Raw genomic sequence first — 18,034 nt, forward strand, 5'->3', positions numbered from 1 at the left:
AGCTTGCGGGCGACGGCGGACGCCCGCAAGCCAGAGGCTCTGCAGCCCCGATCAAGCGGCCTGACGCGCCGTGCGGCGGCGAGCGCCGAACATCACAACCAGTAGCCCGGTCAGCATCATGCCATAGGTGCCAGGCTCCGGAACGGCCAACACCTCTCCGTGCAGATGCAACTCGACCGCCGCAAGTCCCAGGTCAGGGCCGCTGCCGTTGGTCGATAGTCGGCTCAAGACAATTACGCGGTCGAAGCTACCCAGGCTGGTGCCGCTGAAGCCCACGGTCAGGCCGCCGGCCAGGCTGCTGCCTGCGGCAAGGCTGTCAAAGCTGTTGAAGCCGCCCAGCAGGAAGGGGTCACCGACTTGCAGCGCCGAGAGGTTGAAAGTGCCGGCCAGTGCATCTGCCGGGCCGAATGCGCTATTGGTCAGCGACAGCGCGGTCGATCCACCATTGTCGCCCAACTTCACGCTGCCGAAGTTCAGCGTGTAACTCAGCGCCCCACCGCTCAGGTCGCCGACGCCGGAGGTCTTGGCCAGAGTGGTTGCGGCCAGGTTGTTCACGGTCGCCGAGAGCGCGACGTTGGCGGTACCCAGTGCCAGGTCGGCCATTTCCGGGTTCTGGCTGGTGAAGGTGACCACGGCGTTGGTGCCGCTGTACACCCCGGCTGTGCCGGTGTTCAGCGTCACCCTAAGGTTGCTGGCATCCGTGGCGCCTGCAACCACAGCAGCAGCCGTGCCACTGGCGGTGAAAGGCGCTGCACTACCGTTCAGGCTGGCCCTTAGGGTGTCGGTGAGCGCGCCGCTGGTAGTGTTGGATACACTCACGGTCATGACGGGCTCCGGGTCACCAACGCGCACGACGCCGAAATTCACTGCGGGCGTGTTCAATTGGGCTACGGCTGGCGCATACACGTTGCCGTTCACTGTGACCAGTTGCGTGCCCACCGACGCCACTCCGAGGCCGTTGTTGACGCCATTCACAGCGCCGGCTGTTGCATAAGCCAGCGTGGCCGTACCGCTCTTGACGCCCGAAGTGGTGGTGTCCAGGCCTACGCTCATGCTGCCAACACCGGTGTTGCTCGTGCCCGCCAAGCGCCCAGCAATGCTGCCGCTGCCTGTGGCACCATTGACAAAGCCGCTGAAGCTGGCATTGAGGTCTTCGCTAAATGCGCCAGCGGTTGCGTTGTTGGTAACGGTGAGTACCGTGCTCAGCGTGCCACCCACACGCTGCGCCGTCAGGTTCACCGGCGACGGCGTGTTGCCGATGGCGGCGTTGTAGGCGGCAGCACCGCCGGCCAGCACGATGTTGAGCTTCTGGTCGGCGATGTTCTCGTAGTTGCTGCGCAGGTTCAACACCTGGCCGCTGAGCGGCAAGAGCGCGCCGGCGGCGGCGGCGGTAAAGGTCACACCCAGATCACCGGTGTTGCTGCCCGGTCCGCCGGTAGTGTAGTTGCTCGCAGTGACGCCGGCACCGCTCAGGCGCAGGTCGGTGAGGTTGCCGCCATTGACATTGGTCTGGAGCGCGCCGCGCAGTGCCGGGCCCGTGGTGCCATTGTTGGCGATCTGATAGTTGAAGGTGGTCGCGCCGACGCGTACGTTGTTGATGGTCAGCGTCGCGTTGGTTGTGTTGCCGTTGCTCACGCCGGTGCCGGTGATGACCTGCGACACGTCGCCGCCCGCCACGATCTGGCCCGTGCCGGTGACGCCCGCGCGGCGGTTGAAGCTGTTGCCGCTGCCGGCGCCTGCGTTGGTGTAATCGGTGTTCAGCGCCAGGTTGCCGGTGCCCAGGTTCAGCGCGGCGCCGGCGGCGCCCATCGTCAACGTGCCCTGTGTTTTGGCTCCGTTTGCCAGATTGACGATGCCCGTCGCATCCGCTTGCAGCGTGCCAGTGCCGGTCAGCGCAGTCGACACATTCAAGGTACCGTTCTGTGCCCGCAACAGCCCGTTGTTGGTGATGCCGTTGTCCAGGCCCTGGATCGTGATGATGCCGGCACCGTCGGAATTGATGGTGCCGTTATTAACGATCGCGTTGCCGCTGCCGTTGACGAACTGGCCCTGTCCGATCTGGCCGTTGACGCCGCGGATCGTCATGCCCGAGGCGATCGTCAGCGTCTTGTTGCCGCCATCGACACCGACCCGGTTGCTGGCGCCAGAACCGAAGACGATGCTGCCCGAGCCGGCCAGCGACTGTGTGCCTTCCATGTTGACGACGCTGGCGTTGTCGATGTTGAGAGTGCCGTTGACCGTCATGCCGTTGATGACGCGAACGAACGACGCGGCGCTGGCCATGTCGATCGTACTGCCGCTGGTCAAACTCACGCCGGACAGGTAGTTGTTGCCATTGTTGGTCAGCCGGTAGGTGGCGCCGCCGCTGTTGGTGATGTTGCCGCCGGTGACGACAACGCCGTTCTGCAGCACCACACCGCCGGTGGTGCTGCGCAAGGTTCCGGCGGTGTTGTCAATACTGGTGTCCAGCCGCAGCACACTACCGGCGCCGACGGCTTGGGCGAAGCTCTGGTTGACGAAGGCGGCCCCGGCCAGGTTAATCAGGCCGCCGCTGTCTGAGTTGATCAGGCCCTGGTTGACCAGTGTGTTGCCGCTGCCGTTGACGAACTGGCCCAGGCCCACGGTGCCGTTCTGGCCGCTGATCGCGATGCCCGAGGCGATCGTCACGGTCTTGTTGCCGCCATCGACACCGACGCGGTTGCTGGCAGCCGCCCCAAAGACCATCGAGCCGTTGCCGCTGATGGTCTGGTTGCCCTCGAGATTGAGCACGCTGCTTTTGTCGATGCTGATGGTGCCGTTCAGCACCAGGTTGCCGACGACGCGCTCGAAGCCTGTGGCGCCGGCCAGGTCGAGGTTGCCATTGAGCGTAACGCCGGACAGGGTGTTGTTGCCGTTGTTCGTCGGCCGCAGATTGCCGCTGCCGCTGGTGTTGACGACGCCGGAGATGGTCACCCCCTGCTGCGAGATCAGGCTGCCAGCGCCGGCGACCAGTTGCCCACCGGGTGCACCGCTGAGGTTGCTTTGCAGCGCGATCGTGCCGCCATTGAGCGCGCTGATGGTGCCGTTGTTGGTGATGCCGGCGGTGAGGCCCTGGAGCGTGATCGTGCCGCCGGCCACGTCGGCCGAGATGGTGCCGTTGTTGACCAGCGCGTTGCCCGAGCCGTTGACCAGCTGTCCGAGGCCGATGATGCCGTTCTCGCCTCGGATCGTGATGCCGCTGGCCAGCGTCAGCGTCTTGTTGCCTCCATCGACGCCGACCCGGTTGCTGGCGGCCGCGCCGAAGACGACCGTGCCGTTGCCGCTGAAGCTCTGGTTGCCTTCGAAGTTGAGCAGACTGGAGTTGTTGATGTTGATAGTGCCGTTCAGCACCAGATTGTTCACCACCCGCTCGGTGGCGATAACGGTGGACATGTCGAGGTTGCCATTAATAGTCGCGCCGGATAGGAAGTTGTTGCCGTTGTTGGTCGGCCGCAGGTTACCGCTGCCGCTGGTGTTGACGACGCCGGTAATCGTCACCCCCTGCTGCGAAATCAGGCTGCCGGCGCCGGCCACCAACTGGCTGCCGATGCCGCCGCTGAGGTTGCTTTGCAGCGCGATCGTGCCGCCATTGAGCGCGCTGATGGTGCCGTTGTTGGTGATGCCGGCGGTGAGGCCTTGGAGCGTGATCGTGCCGCCGGCCACGTCGGCCGAAATGGTGCCGTTATTGACCAGCGCGTTGCCGGAGCCGTTGACCAGCTGTCCAAGGCCGATGCTGCCGTTCTCGCCGCGGATCGTGATGCCGCTGGCCAGCGTCAGCGTTTTGTTGCCGCCGTCTATGCCGACGCGATTGCCGGCCGCCGTACTGCCTAAAACGATGCTGCCGCTGCCCGCCAGCGTCTGATCGCCTTCAAAGTTGATCAGGCTGCTGCTGTTGACGTCGATGGTGCCGTTCAACGTCATGCCGCCGTTGATGCGCACCAACGATGTCGCGCTCGCAAGGTCGACCACACTGCCAGCGGCCACGGTGACGCCACTCAGGAAATTGCTGCCGCTATTTGACGCGCGGTAGACGCCACCGCTGCTGTTGCTGATGGTGCCACCGGTCACGGTGACGCCGTTCTGAAGCATCACGCCGCCCGTCGTGCTGCGCAAGGTGCCGCCGCTATTGGTGACAGGGGAGTCCAGCCGCAGCACGCTGCCGGCACCCGTGGCTTCGATGATGTTCTGGTTGTTAAAGGTCGATTGGTCAAGCGTGATGGTGCCGCCGGAGTCGGAGCTGATCAGGCCTTGGTTCACGACGCTGTTGCCGCTGCCGTTGACCAGTTGCCCCAGACCGATGCTGCCGGTGCCGCCCCGCACCGTGGTGCCCGAAGCAAAGGTCACAACCTTGCTGCCGCCGTCGATGCCCACGCGGTTGTTGCCCGAAGCACCGAAGACGATGGTGGCGTTGCCACCCACGGTCTGCGTCTGCTCCAGGTTGAGCAGGCTGCCGCCCTGGACTGTGGTGATGCCGCTGCCTGTGATGCCACCTGTGACTCGGAGCGTGCCGCTCGAATCAACGATCAGATTGCCGGTATTGGTGATGGCGCTGATGCTCTGACTATTGTTGACTGTGACAACACCAGCGGCACCAATGGTGGCGCTGTCGGCGGAGCCCGGCACGCCCACCGGGTTGCCGTTGCCGGTGACGCAGGTCAGCCAGTTGACCCCCGCGTTCCAGTTGCCATTGGTGGTGTTCCAGTTACAGCTTGCCGCGATTGCCTGATCAGCCGAAAAAGCGAGCAGGATGGCAAGCAGGGTTGGCTTGACGGGAAAACGGGATTGGTGAGCGCGCATGCTTGTCTCCTTGGGGGATGTCCGGAATGTCGATGACGGGATGTCACTGGCAATAAAATAGCTTCTTATTCGCGATAGCAAATTTCGTACCGTGACCGAAATCATGAGGGCCACGGAATAACTTAATACTATAAATCAATATATTGACGAAGAAGTCCGCGGCTCTAGGGGTTCATGAAAAGGAGTTCCGCGATATATCAGACTGCCACTTGTAAAACCGAAGCATGGTGCAAATGCACCATGCCCCGTGCTGGCTGGTGCATCGGTGATCGCTGGTGCAGAATAGACAGCGTGAACACGTCCGACGCTCATGCCCTGAACCGGGTCATCCTGTCCCTTTACCGCGAGGGTCGCGAGGTCTCGCTCGCCAGTTTTCAGGCGTGGGCCTTGGAGCAGATCGAGGGCTTGATTGCCTTCGATTCGGCGTGGTGGGGCAATGCGGCGGCGAACCCGCAGGCGCTGCACGAAATGCATCTGCACAATTGCGAGCACAGCATCCTGAAGGCCTACCCGCCTTACCTGGAGCAGGATATTTTTCGTGCCGCGTTGATCGCGCGGCCTGGAGTCGCAATCAATCTGAGTGATCTGACGCCGCGGGCGCAACATGTTCAGACGCCACTGTATCGGGAGTTCGGGCGTCGTTTCAAAGTGGAATGGTCGCTCGGTACGCTACAGATCGAACCTGTCTCGTCGCTCTACGAGTTTCTGACGGTGTGGCGTCACGACCCCGGACGCCCCTTTTCCGAAGCCGAGCGCCAGACCAAGGAGCTGCTGATGCCGCATCTTGTGGAAGCCCACCGCGCGGTACGGCTACGCCATTTTCTTAAAGTCCCAACGACTCGCAACCGGGTGTGGTCTCTGGTTGACGGACGCGGGTATCTGCGCGAAGCATCACCGGCCTTCATCACCTACCTGAGCGCAAACTGGCCTGGCTGGAGCGGAAGCCGGCTGCCGGAGCCCCTGGTTACTTCTGTGCAAGCCGGACGCGCTTTCAAAGCGTCGGCCATACACTTCGAGGTCAAGCCCTACGGCCAGTTTTATTTCATCCAGGGAAGATCGGATGGTGCGCTTGATCTATTGTCTGAGCGCGAACGGGAGATTGCCGCACGCTATGCCCGAGGCGAGACCTATTCGGCAATCGCCGCGAGCCTGTCGCTGTCGTCGTCAACGGTGCGCAATCACATCGCCCACTGTTTTCGCAAGCTCGGTGTCAGCAGCAAGGTGGAACTTGCGCACCGGCTGGAAAGCAAGGCGTGACCTTCCGGCCGAGTCTGGAATCAAATTTCTCGGGTATCCTCTTTCGCTGCCTTGAATGGAAGCCTGCGCTCGGGACTATAATCTGACGATCTGCCACTTGTCATGCAGGGCTCATCATGCCGGATACGAAACTGCAATCCACCTGTCGTTGGTTGAGCGGGCTTGCCGCTGTCTTGCTTTTCTGCGCGGTTGCCCATGCCGCAGGAGTGCGCCAGTTTTCTCCGCAGGGACAGATCGATCAGCAGATTCGGGCGACGGCGGTTTTTACGGCTGATATGGTGCCGCTTGCCCGACCCGATGCAGCGCCGCCGTTCAGCGTCGATTGCGGCGAGGTCAAGGGCAAGGGGCGCTGGGGCGATGCGCGGAGCTGGTCGTACACGCTGGATCGCCCCTTGCAGCCCGGCGAGCGTTGCGACTTCCGGCTCAAGTCCGGTCTCAAGGCGGCCAATGGCGAAGCCGTTGCCGGCGAGTCGAGCTATGCCTTTTTTGCTCCCGGCCCGTGGCCGCGTTCGCTGACGCCGCGCCCCGGCGGAGCGATTGAAGAGGATCAGGCGTTTGTCATCGACGCCAGCGGAGTGCTAAAGCGTGATTCGGTTGAACGCAATGTCTGGTGCGAGGCCGACGGCGTCGGCCAGCGCATTCCGGTGCGCATCCTGCCCGACGACACACGCAATGCAATCCTCTCCACGCTGCAGCGTGACATGCAGCCGGGCACCCTGGCCATCACCTGCTCCGAACGTCTGCCGGCTGGAGCGAAAATGCGACTGGTCTGGGGCAAGGGGGTTGAGGCTGACAGCGGGGCAAAATCGAGTCGTAACGAGAGCTTCCCGTACCTCGTCCGCGAACCGTTCCGCGCCAGTTTTACCTGTGAACGCGAGAAGCCCGGCGCACCGTGCTCGCCGCTTTCGGATATGCGCCTTGAATTTTCGGTGCCGGTCGATGCCAGGAAAGCCGCAAGTGCCCGCCTGATTACACCCGCAGGGCCGCGCTCGCCCGCGCAACCGGATCAGGAGGGTAGCCGCGAAAATACCGTTCGCGATCTCACCTTCAAACGACCGTTTGCGCAGAATGCCGAGCTGAAGATCGAGTTGCCTGTCGACATCAAGGATGAGGCTGGCCGCCCCTTGAGCAATGCCGATAGTTTTCCGCTCAAGGTGCGTACCGGCACGCTGCCGCCGCTGGCCAAATTCCCCGGAGCCTTCGGCATCGTCGAATTGAAGGAGGGTGGCGTGGTTCCGGTGACGCTGCGCAACGTCGAGTCCAAATTACCAGTAGCCAATCTTCAGATGCCGGCAGAAAATGCGCATCGCTTTACCGCCCAGCGCCTGACCGATGATGCCAAAGTCATTGCTGCGATCAAGGCGCTGGCCCGATTCGAGCAGCAGACACGCCAGCTCAGGATCGGGCAGGGCAAGGAGCAGCGCGATTACGAAGACCCGTTCTATGCCCGTGAACTGCCTTTCCTCAAGGGCAAGGCCGGGGTCGTCAGCCGCGAGTTGCCCAAGCCCGGCGGCAGCGCCGAGTTCGAGGTGGTCGGCATCCCCTTGCCAAAGCCCGGCTATCACATTGTCGAAATCGAAAGCCACCTGCTCGGTGCTGCCCTGCTCTCGGCACCGGCGCCAATGTATGTGCGTACCTCGGTACTGGTCACCAACCTGGCCGTGCACCTGAAGCGCGGCAAGGACAATGCGCTGGTCTGGGTGACGGCGCTCGACAGCGGCAAACCGGTGCCTGGTGCCGAGGTGCGCGTTTCAGACTGCGAGGGAAAATCGCTGTGGCAGGGGCGCAGCGACAACCAGGGGCGTGCGCTGGTCGATGTGGCGCTGCCCGAGTCAAGTTGCAGTGATGCCAGCTTCCTGTTCGCCAGCGCCCGCCTTGGCGACGACTACAGCTTCGTCCGTTCGGACTGGAACGAGGGCATCGAAGCCTGGCGTTTCGGCGTTGAAACCTGGGGCGAGTACGAAGCGCGCAAGATCCACACCATTTTCGATCGAACCCTGCTGCGCGCCGGACAGACGGTGTCGATGAAGCACATCGCGCGCGAGCGCAACAGCCGTTCCTTCGCTTTCCCCGAGGCGCAGACGCTGCCCGGCGAACTGGTGATCCGCCACGAGGGCAGCGGTGACGAATTCCGCCAGCCGCTAAGCTGGGACAGCCGCGGCGTGGCGACCAATCAGTGGACGATTCCGGAATCGGCCAAACGCGGCGCCTACCAGGTCGAACTGCGCAGCGCCGCGAATGGCCGGGGGGGCAGCGCCTATAGCGGAAGCTTCAGCGTTTCCGACTTCCGGCTGCCGGTGTTCACCGGCAGCGTGCAGGGCGTTCCGGGGCGCCTGGTGGCGCCGAAAGAGGTGCCTCTGGTGCTCGGCCTTTCCTTCCTCAATGGCGGCGCCGCCAGGGGCGCCCGGGTCGAGGTATCGGCCACGCTGCGTCCGCGCTGGCCGGAGTACAAGGGCTATGAGGGCTTCCACTTCCTGGTCGATTTTGACGAGCAGGGTCGCTCGGCGTTCGCCGTCGATGATGGCCGCGAGCGCGAGCAACTGATCGCCAGTCGCCTGCCGGTGACGCTCGATCAAGCCGGCGCCGGCAAACTCGGCGTGCCGCTGCCCGCCAGGGTCAGGGGGCCGAGCGAGCTTTACGCCGAGATGACCTTTGCCGATCCGAATGGCGAAATGCAGACCGTGCGCGGTTCGGTCGAACTTTCCCCGGCCAGCGTGGTAGCCGGTATCCAGGTCAGGGACTGGGCGTCGGTCAAGGAGAACGGCCGCGTCGAAATCGTCGTGCTCGACACGCAGGGCAAGCCGCTTGCCGATGCGCCGGTCAAGGTCAACGCCAAGCGCCGAATCGATTACAGCCACCGCAAGCGCATTGTCGGCGGCTTTTATGCCTATGAGAACCACACCGAGTTTTCGGACATGGGCGAAGTCTGCAAGGGACGCACCGACGCACGCGGCAAGTTTCTCTGCGAGCCGCGCAGCATTGAGCCGGGCAACGTTTATCTGTTGGCCGAGACCAAAGACAAGGCCGGGAACAGCGCCTATGCCGGTACCAGTTACTGGGTTTCGGGCAACGGCGATCTGTGGTTCACCGCCGGCAATCAGGATCGCATCGACGTCATCCCCGAGAAGCGCAGCTATGCGCCGGGCGAGACGGCGCGCTTCCAGGTGCGCACGCCGTTCCGCTCCGCGACGGCGCTGGTTTCGGTCGAGGCCGGCGGCATCATCGAAACGCAGGTCATGGAACTGTCGCGCTTCAAGCCGCTGATCGAGTTGCCGGTCAAGGGCGAGTGGGGGCCGAACGTCTTCGTTTCGGTGCTGCTGGTGCGTGGCCGGGTCGAGCCGCTGGCCTGGTATTCCTTTTTCTCGTGGGGCTGGCGCGAGCCGGCGGCGTGGTTCAGGGAATGGTGGAATCCGCTGCAGCCCACGGCCATGGTCGATCTGGCCAAACCCGCTTACAAGCTCGGGCTGGCGACCATCGAGGTGGGTGTCGAGGCCTTCCGGCTGAAAGTTGAAGTGACTCCCGAAAAGCCCGACTATCAGCCGCGCGACAAGGCGCAGGTGAAGGTCAGCGTGAAACTGCCCGACGGCAAACCGGTGCCGGCCGGCACCGAGATCGCCTTCGCCGCCGTCGATCAGGCGCTGCTCGAATTGCGCCCGAACGAGAGCTGGAAACTGCTCGACGCGATGCTCCCCAAACGGGCCTATCAGGTGGAAACCGCGAGCGCGCAATCGCAGGTGATCGGCAAGCGGCACTACGGCAAGAAGGCGGTGCCGCCGGGTGGTGGCGGCGGTCGCGCGCCGGCGCGCGAACTGTTCGACACCCTGTTGTTGTGGAACCCGCGCGTGGTACTGGACGCCAGCGGCAGCGCCACCATCAGCCTACCGCTCAACGATTCGCTGAGCGAGTTCAAGCTGGTCGCCGTCGCCGATGCCGGGGCCGGACTATTCGGTACGGGCAGCGCCAGCCTGCGTACGCGGCAGGACCTGCAACTCCTTTCCGGTTTGCCGCCGCTGGTGCGCGAGAAGGATCGTTTCAGCGCGCTGCTGACCCTGCGCAACGGCACGGCGAAGCCGATGACGGTCAGCGTTTCTGCGAAAACATCCGGCAGCTCCGGCGAACGTGCGTTCGATGGCCGGGAAGTCAAGCTCGACGCCGAAAGCGCAAGCGAACTGCTGTGGCCGGGCGAAGCGCCGGAAGGTGAGACGGCGCTGGTCTGGGAGTTTGAAGCCACCGATAAATCCGGCACCGCCAAAGATCGTCTGCGCATCACGCAACAGGTCGCACCGGCGGTGCCGGTCACCGTGCAGCAAGCCACTTTCGCGCGCATCGAAGGCAAGCTGGAGATTCCCGTTGCTGTGCCGCCCGGCGCTGTGTCGGGTAAAAACGGCCCGCTCGGTGGCATCGAACTCGGCCTCTCGGCCAGGCTCGCGACGCCGCCACCGGGACTGAAGCGTTTTTTCGAGGAGTATCCGTTTGTCTGCCTCGAACAGAAGGTCTCGGTCGCCATCGGCCTGCGCGATGCGCTGCGCTGGCAGCAGCTCGTCGAAGCCCTGCCCACCTATCTTGATGCCAACGGACTGGCGCGATACTTCCCCGGTGAAGGCGCCCACAATGCCGGCAGCCCGGCGTTGACCGCCTACCTGCTCGACGCCAGCCACGCCGCCGGCTTCGCCATACCGCCGGAACTTGCGCAGCGCATGGAGCGCGGACTCGCCGCCTTCGCCGAAGGGCGTATCAAGCCCGAACACTGGTCGCCGCAGAGCGATCTGCTGGTACGCAAACTGGCGGCGATCGAAGCGCTCACGCGGCGCGGCCAAAAACCGCTGTCGGCGCTTTCCAGCCTCGAAGTCGAGCCGCTGCGCCTGCCGACCTCGGCACTGATCGACTGGTATCTGATCGTCAAACGTCTGCCCGGCCTGCCCGAGCGCCCGACCAAACTGGCCGCCGCCGAACGCGAACTGCGCAACCGACTGTCCTACCTTGGCGGGCGCCTGGTATTCACCAGCGAGCGTTCCGATTTCTGGTGGTGGCTGATGGTCAGCGGCGACGCCAATGCCTTCCGTCTGATTGAAGCGGTAGTCGACGACCCGGCCTGGAAGGACGATCTGCCGGCCCTGGTGCAGGGCGCCATGCTGCGCCAGCAGCGCGGTCGCTGGCTGACGACGGTGGCCAACGTGTGGGCTACGATTGCGCTCAACAAGTTTGCCCGCCAGTTCGAGCGCGAAGCGGTGAGCGGCAATACGCGCATCGCGCTCGGCGCGTTACCGATGCAGAACTTCGTCTGGCCGGCGAATGACGGCAAAGCAGCCGACGTGCTTGACAAGCTCCTGCTGCCGTGGCCAAGCAGACCAACCCCTGGCGACACGCTGCAACTCACCCATGAAGGCAGCGGCAAGCCCTGGGCCACGATGCAGATACTCGCCGCCGTTCCGGTGAAGGAAGCACGCGCCAACGGTTTCCGCGTCACGCGCGAAGTCACCCCGGTGCAGGAGAAGCAGAGCGGCAAGGTCACGCGCGGCGACGTCTGGCGCGTTCGCCTCAGCGTCGAGTCGGATCAGGAAATGTCGTGGGTCGTACTCAACGACCCGATCCCCGGCGGCGCACGCATCCTTGGCGAAGGTGACGGCCGCGATTCACGCCTCGCCAGCCTCGGTGAGAAGGAAGGCGCGAAGGCTGAAAACAAGGCCTGGCCGACCTACGTCGAACGTACCTTCAGCGCCTACAGCGCCTATTACGGCTACGTCCCGCGCGGGAAGTTTTACATTGACTACACGCTGCGCCTGAACAACGCCGGGGAATTTTCACTGCCAGCAACGCGCGTCGAGACGATGTATGCGCCGGAAGTGTTCGGTGAGGCGCCGAATGCGAGGGTGGTGGTGGGTGAGTAGGGTTGGCCTGGGTGGCTTATGGATAGGCGGTCTTCATTTCAAGTTTATCCGTAGTCCACATTCGCATTGTTTTCATGAATAATGCCGCTAACAGTCGCAAAAGAAAAAACGTCTCCTGGAGAAGGCTAGTCCATGGCCAATCAGCAGATTCGTAAAATGTTCGCACCCACCTCAATTGCCGTATTCGGCGCAACCGAAAAGGAGGGATCGATCGGCCGATCGCTGCTGCAAAACCTGCTGGTGAGTTATGGCGGCCAGGTATTTCCGATCAATCCGAAGCATGAAACAGTGCTTGACCGGCGGTGTTTCGCCAGCCTCACTGCGCTTGGTCAGTCGGTTGACCTCGCGGTGATCATTGCGCCGGCGGCAGAAATACCGGCCATCATGGAATCCTGTGGCCGACTTGGCGTTTTCTCGGCGATCATTATTTCGGCAGGATTTCGCGAAGCGGGGAAAAATGGCGAGCGACTTGAACGCAAGATGCTCGAAACAGCGCGCCGTTACGGCATACGCATTCTCGGCCCGCGCTCGGCAGGCTTGATCTGCCCGGGCCTGGGACTGAACCTGACGCCTATTGCCAAACATGTGCCGCTCGGAAATATCGCTTTCATTTCACAATCAAGCACCATCTGCGCAGCCATTCTCGACTGGTCGTACAACAACGAATTCGGCTTCTCAAATATCATTTCTCTGGGCAATGGCGCCGATCTGGATTTTGCCGAAATCATCGATTATCTGGCCGCCGACCTGGACACGCACAGCATCCTGATTTACATGGAGGGGCTGCGCAATTCGCGCCGCTTCATGAGTGCCGTGCGCGCCGCTGCCCGCATCAAACCGGTCATCGCGGTCAAGGCCGGAAAGGCATTGGCGACAGCAGCGGTAGCTCAGGAACATACGGGCGCGATCGTTGGCAGCGACGACATATTCGACGCGGCACTGCGCCGTGCCGGCGTGGTTCGTGTGCAGTCAATCGGCGATATGTTCTCTGCGGCACGCGCCCTGACCAGCCCGAAACGTCCGGCAGGCGACCGCCTGGCAATCATCACCAATGGCGGCGGTCCAGCCGTAATGGCCACCGATCTGGCTATATCACTCGGTATCGGAATTGCCGTACTTTCCGCACAAAGCATCCTGAACCTCGATGTGGCTTTGCCGCGCTCATGGTCGCACGGCAACCCGGTTGATGTGATGTTTGATGCCACCACCGAACGATATAAAACAGCGCTGACCACCTGCCTCGACGACGAGGGCGTTGATGCCGTGCTGGTGATTTTTGCTCCAAATACGCTGGTTGACCCGGAAGCGGTTGCACAGGCGATAATCGATACGTCTGCCGGCTACCGCAAACCCGTGCTCACCTGCTGGATGGGCGAACTTGGCGTACGTGGTGCACGCGCGTCCTTCGCGGCAAGCAGAATTCCGACCTTCCGGTCGCCGGAAAATGCTGTCGAGGCGTTCCACTTCATGGTCTCGTATTTCCTCAGCCAGCAGATCCTGCTTGAAGCACCGGGCTCGTATTCCTACGATGACGAACCCGATATCGAAAATGCGCGCCTGATTATCGAAGCGGCGATGGCCGAAAGACGCCACGAACTTTCTTCACTCGAAGCCAAGGCGATACTGGCGGCTTTTCGCATCCCCGTATCCCGTTCAGTTCTGGCGCGCTCGCCGAATGAGGCCATGCTGATCGCCCAGCAACACGGTTTTCCGGTCGCCATGAAGATCGAGTCACCCGGTATTGTTCACAAGAGCGATATCGGCGGGATGCGCCTCAATGTTTCCAACGCGCAGGCGGTGCGCAGCAGCTACAACGAAATTGTCGAAAGTGTCGGCCGGCTCGCGCCGGAGGCGAAAATTGAAGGCATCTCAATCGAAACCTTCGTCAGCAGACCGCATGGAAGGGTGCTGGCAATTGGCCTGCAGAACGACCCGGTGTTCGGCCCGGTGGTTACCTTTGGCGAAGGTGGCCAGGTTGCCGAGGTTTTCAACGAAAAATCCATCGCTCTGCCACCGCTCAACCGTCGCCTGATCGACGATCTCGTCGAGCGCGCCCGCGTCGCCCGCTTGCTCAAACCCTTCCGCCAGATGCCGGCGATTGACCGCAAGGCACTTGATGCGGTTCTTCTGCGGGTTTCGGAAATGGCCTGCGAGTTGCCGTGGATCAGCAAGATGGAAATCAATCCGCTGATCATCGATGATACCGGTGCTGTCGCCGTCGATGCGCGCATCGCAATCACCCCATATGTTGCGTCTTCCGGGCCGCATGCGCACATGGCCATTTGTCCCTACCCGGCACATCTCGAAACATCCTGGCAGCTTCCCGGCGGTACCAATTTCACGATTCGCCCGGTACGCCCGGAAGATGCAGCGCTGCTACAGGATTTCGTGCGCGGCCTTTCAAACGACTCGCGCTATAGACGCTTCATGCATTCGCTGACCGAGCTTTCACTGCCGGCACTGGCCCGTCTGACGCAAATTGATTATGACCGGGCGCTGGTCCTGATCGCCTTTATCGAGCATGACAAGCACGACACGATAATCGGTTTTGCAAATTTTGGTATCCAGCCGGACGGGGAAAGATGCAACTTCGGCCTGGTCACTTCCGATCAGCAGCGCAACAAGGGGCTGGGCGCACGCCTCATGAACAGCCTGATTGAGGCGGCACGCGATCGTGGACTTAAAATCATCGAAGGCGAAGTGCTGCTGAATAACCTAAACATGTTCAAGCTGATGAAAGATCTCGGCTTCGCTGTCTTCGATAGCGACGATGACGAAGACATCAAGCTGGTGGTCAAGCAGTTGTAATGATCCTTTTCGCATGAGCTGCCATTGATCCCGGTTTGCGAGCGGGTGGCTGCTAAATGAACTGTCCGTCCGAAAGCGGTTTTCCTGTTTCAACCCCAGTTTCAATAACCAGGCACTGCAGTAGATAGGCAAGATATCTCCCGTCGCCACATCTCCCGAGGCACCGGCGGATAAGGGCGGCCGTCGAGTCCGGCGGCCGATATGTCGAAAACCGCCATCCCCAGTCGAGGCGATGTACGCTCCGGAGGTGTTTGGCGAGACGCCGAACAAGAACATGGTGGTGGGTGAGCAGGTGTTGTTTGGAGGAACGAAGTTCATCAAATCCGCTGCAGAGCAGAGGGCAGATCGCTTTTTGCTGGTCCTTGTGCGACGATTGTTGCCATGTTTCGAAAGTACAGAAAACTTTCGTGGTCAGTCCATTGGATTTTTCTGCGGTTTTACAGAGCAATATGCACTTCCGAACGACGCTACATACTCAATTTACCTTGACTGGCATGAAACTGATTCCATGCCGATTGCATAAGGAAACGCTGTGACTCGAAGCTTCTTACTGGGCATGTTACTTCTTGCCAGCACGCAAGGTGTTATGGCACAGATAACGGAAAAACTCCCGATATCGCCCACTTACAAGGGGGAAATTCGTCGCGGTGCTGATGGCCGTTTGATGGTACTTGATAACGATGAAATGGCCAAAGCCCGGACCGATGGTGCGTCAAAGCCGGCAACGATGATCGTCGGTGGCCAGGAAAAAATCAACACGATTACCGAGGCGGCAAAGCAGGCTCAGGATGGTGAGATCATCGAGATCCGTCCCGGAGATTATCGCGGACAACCTGCGGTGTGGACCCAGAACAACCTGATCATACGCGGTGCCGGGGTGCGAGCGGTGATGATCGCCGACGGGAAGAGCGCCGAAGGCAAGGCGATCTGGGTGGTCAGGGGCGGTAACGTGCGGATCGAAAACATCGAGTTTCGTGGCGCGCGTGCGCCTTCGGGGAATGGCGCCGGTATCCGTTTCGAGCGGGGGCATCTGGTCGTTAACCGTTGCGCCTTCTTCGATAACGAGATGGGGCTCCTCACCGCAAATAGCCCTGAAATGATGCTTGAGGTGAGCGACAGTGAGTTTGCAGCGGCGCCGCGCCATGAAGGACAGCTTCACCACCTGCTCTACGTCGGCGCCATCGGGCGATTTGTGCTCTCAGGAAGTCGCTTTGAGCAAGGGTACCTCGGTCATCTGGTCAAATCTCGCGCCCGGGAAAACGACGTGCGCTACAACCTGTTGGTCGATGGGGCGGAAGGGCGTTCTTCCTACGAACTGGAGTTCCCGAATGGCGGTATCGCCTATGTGGTCGGCAATGTGATCGGGCAGAGTGCGACAACGGATAATCCGGAGCTGGTCTCTTATGGTGCAGAGGGGCCGCGCTGGGCAGACAATGCACTCTTCTTTGCCCACAACACCCTGCTCAATGACTTTCATGCCGGAACTTTTCTCAAGGTGTGGACGGAGAAGTTTCCGGGTAGCATCGAGACTTGGGTGATCAACAATCTGACGGTGGGCTTTGGCGATCTGAATTCACCGGCACAGGGCCGATTCGAGGGAAACCAGTCGGCCCAGCGCCGCGATCTGCTCTACCTCGGCGGGTTACCGCTACGGCTGAACACCAGTTCTCCACTGCGTGGATCGGTGAGAATTCCTGGCCAGGCGCGTGGTGTGGATCTGTTGCCGTCAGCCGAATTCAGTTTCCCCGCAGGAAGCCGGTCAATTCGGCTCAGCAATTCACTGGCACCTGGCGCGTTCCAGTAGCTGCAGGGATCGACAACTTGTGAGTGACTGCAAGGGGTACCTGGAGGATCTAAAAACATTCGGGCGAGGCGCCAGAACAAACTGACACCTGTGTGGCAACAACGTTCAGCATGTCATTGAGGATCCGAGAGGCCGAACCCGAAATGCAGTAACCATGGTTGCTATCACGCTTGGCTTCGCATATTTTTTTCAGTTTTTTCTAGCCATTGGGGCCGGCTTCGAATATCGTCTTGCTTGTGCAGTGCCATGTCTTGCCAGCAAGCATTTGCGTAGAGGCCTGGGGAGAGAAATAAACCTCTAACCAATGGCACTACAATTTTCTTTCGAAAAAAAATATGTGGCACGCCATTCTGGACTGACGTGATGGCGGGCAGGATCACGGTTCCGTCGCCCGCCTGCCCCGGTGAGCTTGATGGCATGACAGGACCCGTCTTGTTTCGCAATGTACTTGTTCGCGGTTGATCAACATGAAATGCAACATTACGACCATCGGTGGCGGAACCGGGACCTTCAACGTCCTTTCCGGCCTCGGAAAAAATGACAAACTTAATCTTGCCGCTATCGTGACGGTGGCCGATTCCGGGGGGTCGACCGGTGAGTTGCGCGACGAATTCGGCATTCTTCCGCCCGGCGACGTGCGACGCGCCATCGTGGCGCTTTCGGAAGATACCGAAGTGGTTCGTCGGCTCTTTGAATACCGCTTCAAGGAAGGTCGCAGCATCGCCGGGCACACGGTCGGCAATCTGCTGCTCACCGCGCTGTCCGACATCATGGGTGACTTCGAGCACGGCATCGAAGAGCTGTGCGAAATGTTTGACGTTCGTGGCAAGGTCATTCCCGTCTCGCTCGACAATGTACACCTCGGCGTCACCCTTGAAAACGGCGACAGGATCGTTGGCGAAACGGATATCGATATACCGAAACACGATGCGAATATTCCGATCCGCGACGCTTTCCTGCTCGGTGGTGGTCGCCTCAATCCGCGGGCCAAGGAGGCGATTGACAATTCGGATTACGTAATCATCGGCCCCGGCGATCTGTATACCAGCATCATTCCTAATCTGCTGTGTACGGGAATGTACGACGCCATCCGCAGTACCAGTGCGAAAATCATCTACGTCTGCAATATCATGACCAAGCACGGCGAGACCGACGGATTCTCGGTCGAGGATTTCGTCCGGGTGATCGAGCAGTATATCGGAGAAGGCCGGATTGACTATGTGCTGGTCAATAACGGTGATCTGCGCAGCAATCTTCTCAGCAAATACGAAGCCGAAGAAAAGACACCGGTGCGCCTTCTTGATCGGGATTTCATTCTGCACAAGGGAATCAAGATCGTCGAACGCGACTTCACGAGCGCTACCGACTATATCCGCCACGATCCGAGAAAACTCGCGCGTACCGTCGAGGACTTCGCCAGCGGATGGATCAAGTAAGACGCGCCTGAGCAGACTGGCTCTCC

Annotated in this window: 7 protein-coding genes; 6 read left to right on the top strand and 1 reads right to left on the bottom strand. The window is 61.2% G+C overall.

The window, feature by feature from the left end:
* Nucleotides 1–51: 51 nt before the first annotated feature.
* Entirely contained in the window at nt 52–4,815 is a 4,764-nt protein-coding gene (locus JNM42_RS18345; protein ID WP_294273709.1) for a choice-of-anchor D domain-containing protein, read from the bottom strand.
* 291 nt (nt 4,816–5,106) lie between these two features.
* On the opposite strand from JNM42_RS18345, the gene JNM42_RS18350 reads away from it, so the two are divergent.
* From JNM42_RS18350 to JNM42_RS18375, 6 genes are all read left to right on the top strand, one after another.
* Nucleotides 5,107–6,072, top strand: a complete 966-nt coding sequence (locus JNM42_RS18350) for a LuxR C-terminal-related transcriptional regulator (protein ID WP_294273712.1) — start codon at nt 5,107–5,109, stop codon at nt 6,070–6,072.
* 116 nt (nt 6,073–6,188) lie between these two features.
* Nucleotides 6,189–11,960: an MG2 domain-containing protein gene (locus tag JNM42_RS18355; RefSeq protein ID WP_294273716.1), complete on the top strand. Its 5,772-nt coding sequence runs from the start codon at nt 6,189–6,191 to the stop codon at nt 11,958–11,960.
* Nucleotides 11,961–12,116: 156 nt separating this feature from the next.
* A complete protein-coding gene (locus JNM42_RS18360) occupies nt 12,117–14,768 on the top strand; it encodes a bifunctional acetate--CoA ligase family protein/GNAT family N-acetyltransferase (RefSeq protein ID WP_294273719.1) in 2,652 nt (883 codons plus the stop codon).
* Nucleotides 14,769–15,000: 232 nt separating this feature from the next.
* Nucleotides 15,001–15,291: a hypothetical protein gene (locus JNM42_RS18365; RefSeq protein WP_294273722.1), complete on the top strand. Its 291-nt coding sequence runs from the start codon at nt 15,001–15,003 to the stop codon at nt 15,289–15,291.
* Nucleotides 15,292–15,354: 63 nt separating this feature from the next.
* Nucleotides 15,355–16,572, top strand: coding sequence for a hypothetical protein (locus JNM42_RS18370; RefSeq protein WP_294273725.1), 1,218 nt, complete (start codon nt 15,355–15,357; stop codon nt 16,570–16,572).
* A 467-nt stretch (nt 16,573–17,039) separates the two neighbouring features.
* Entirely contained in the window at nt 17,040–18,008 is a 969-nt protein-coding gene (locus JNM42_RS18375) for a gluconeogenesis factor YvcK family protein (RefSeq protein ID WP_294273728.1), read from the top strand.
* Nucleotides 18,009–18,034 lie beyond the last annotated feature (26 nt).

The sequence above is a fragment of the Propionivibrio sp. genome (assembly GCF_016790145.1).
Classification (GTDB): Bacteria; Pseudomonadota; Gammaproteobacteria; order Burkholderiales; family Rhodocyclaceae; genus Propionivibrio.

Coding starts and splice junctions, on each gene's coding strand:
- JNM42_RS18345 (WP_294273709.1), bottom strand. CDS start 4,815: ATGCGCGCTCACCAATCCCGTTTTCCCGTCAAGCCAACCCTGCTTGCC.
- JNM42_RS18355 (WP_294273716.1), top strand. CDS start 6,189: ATGCCGGATACGAAACTGCAATCCACCTGTCGTTGGTTGAGCGGGCTT.
- JNM42_RS18360 (WP_294273719.1), top strand. CDS start 12,117: ATGTTCGCACCCACCTCAATTGCCGTATTCGGCGCAACCGAAAAGGAG.
- JNM42_RS18365 (WP_294273722.1), top strand. CDS start 15,001: ATGTACGCTCCGGAGGTGTTTGGCGAGACGCCGAACAAGAACATGGTG.
- JNM42_RS18370 (WP_294273725.1), top strand. CDS start 15,355: ATGGCACAGATAACGGAAAAACTCCCGATATCGCCCACTTACAAGGGG.
- JNM42_RS18375 (WP_294273728.1), top strand. CDS start 17,040: ATGAAATGCAACATTACGACCATCGGTGGCGGAACCGGGACCTTCAAC.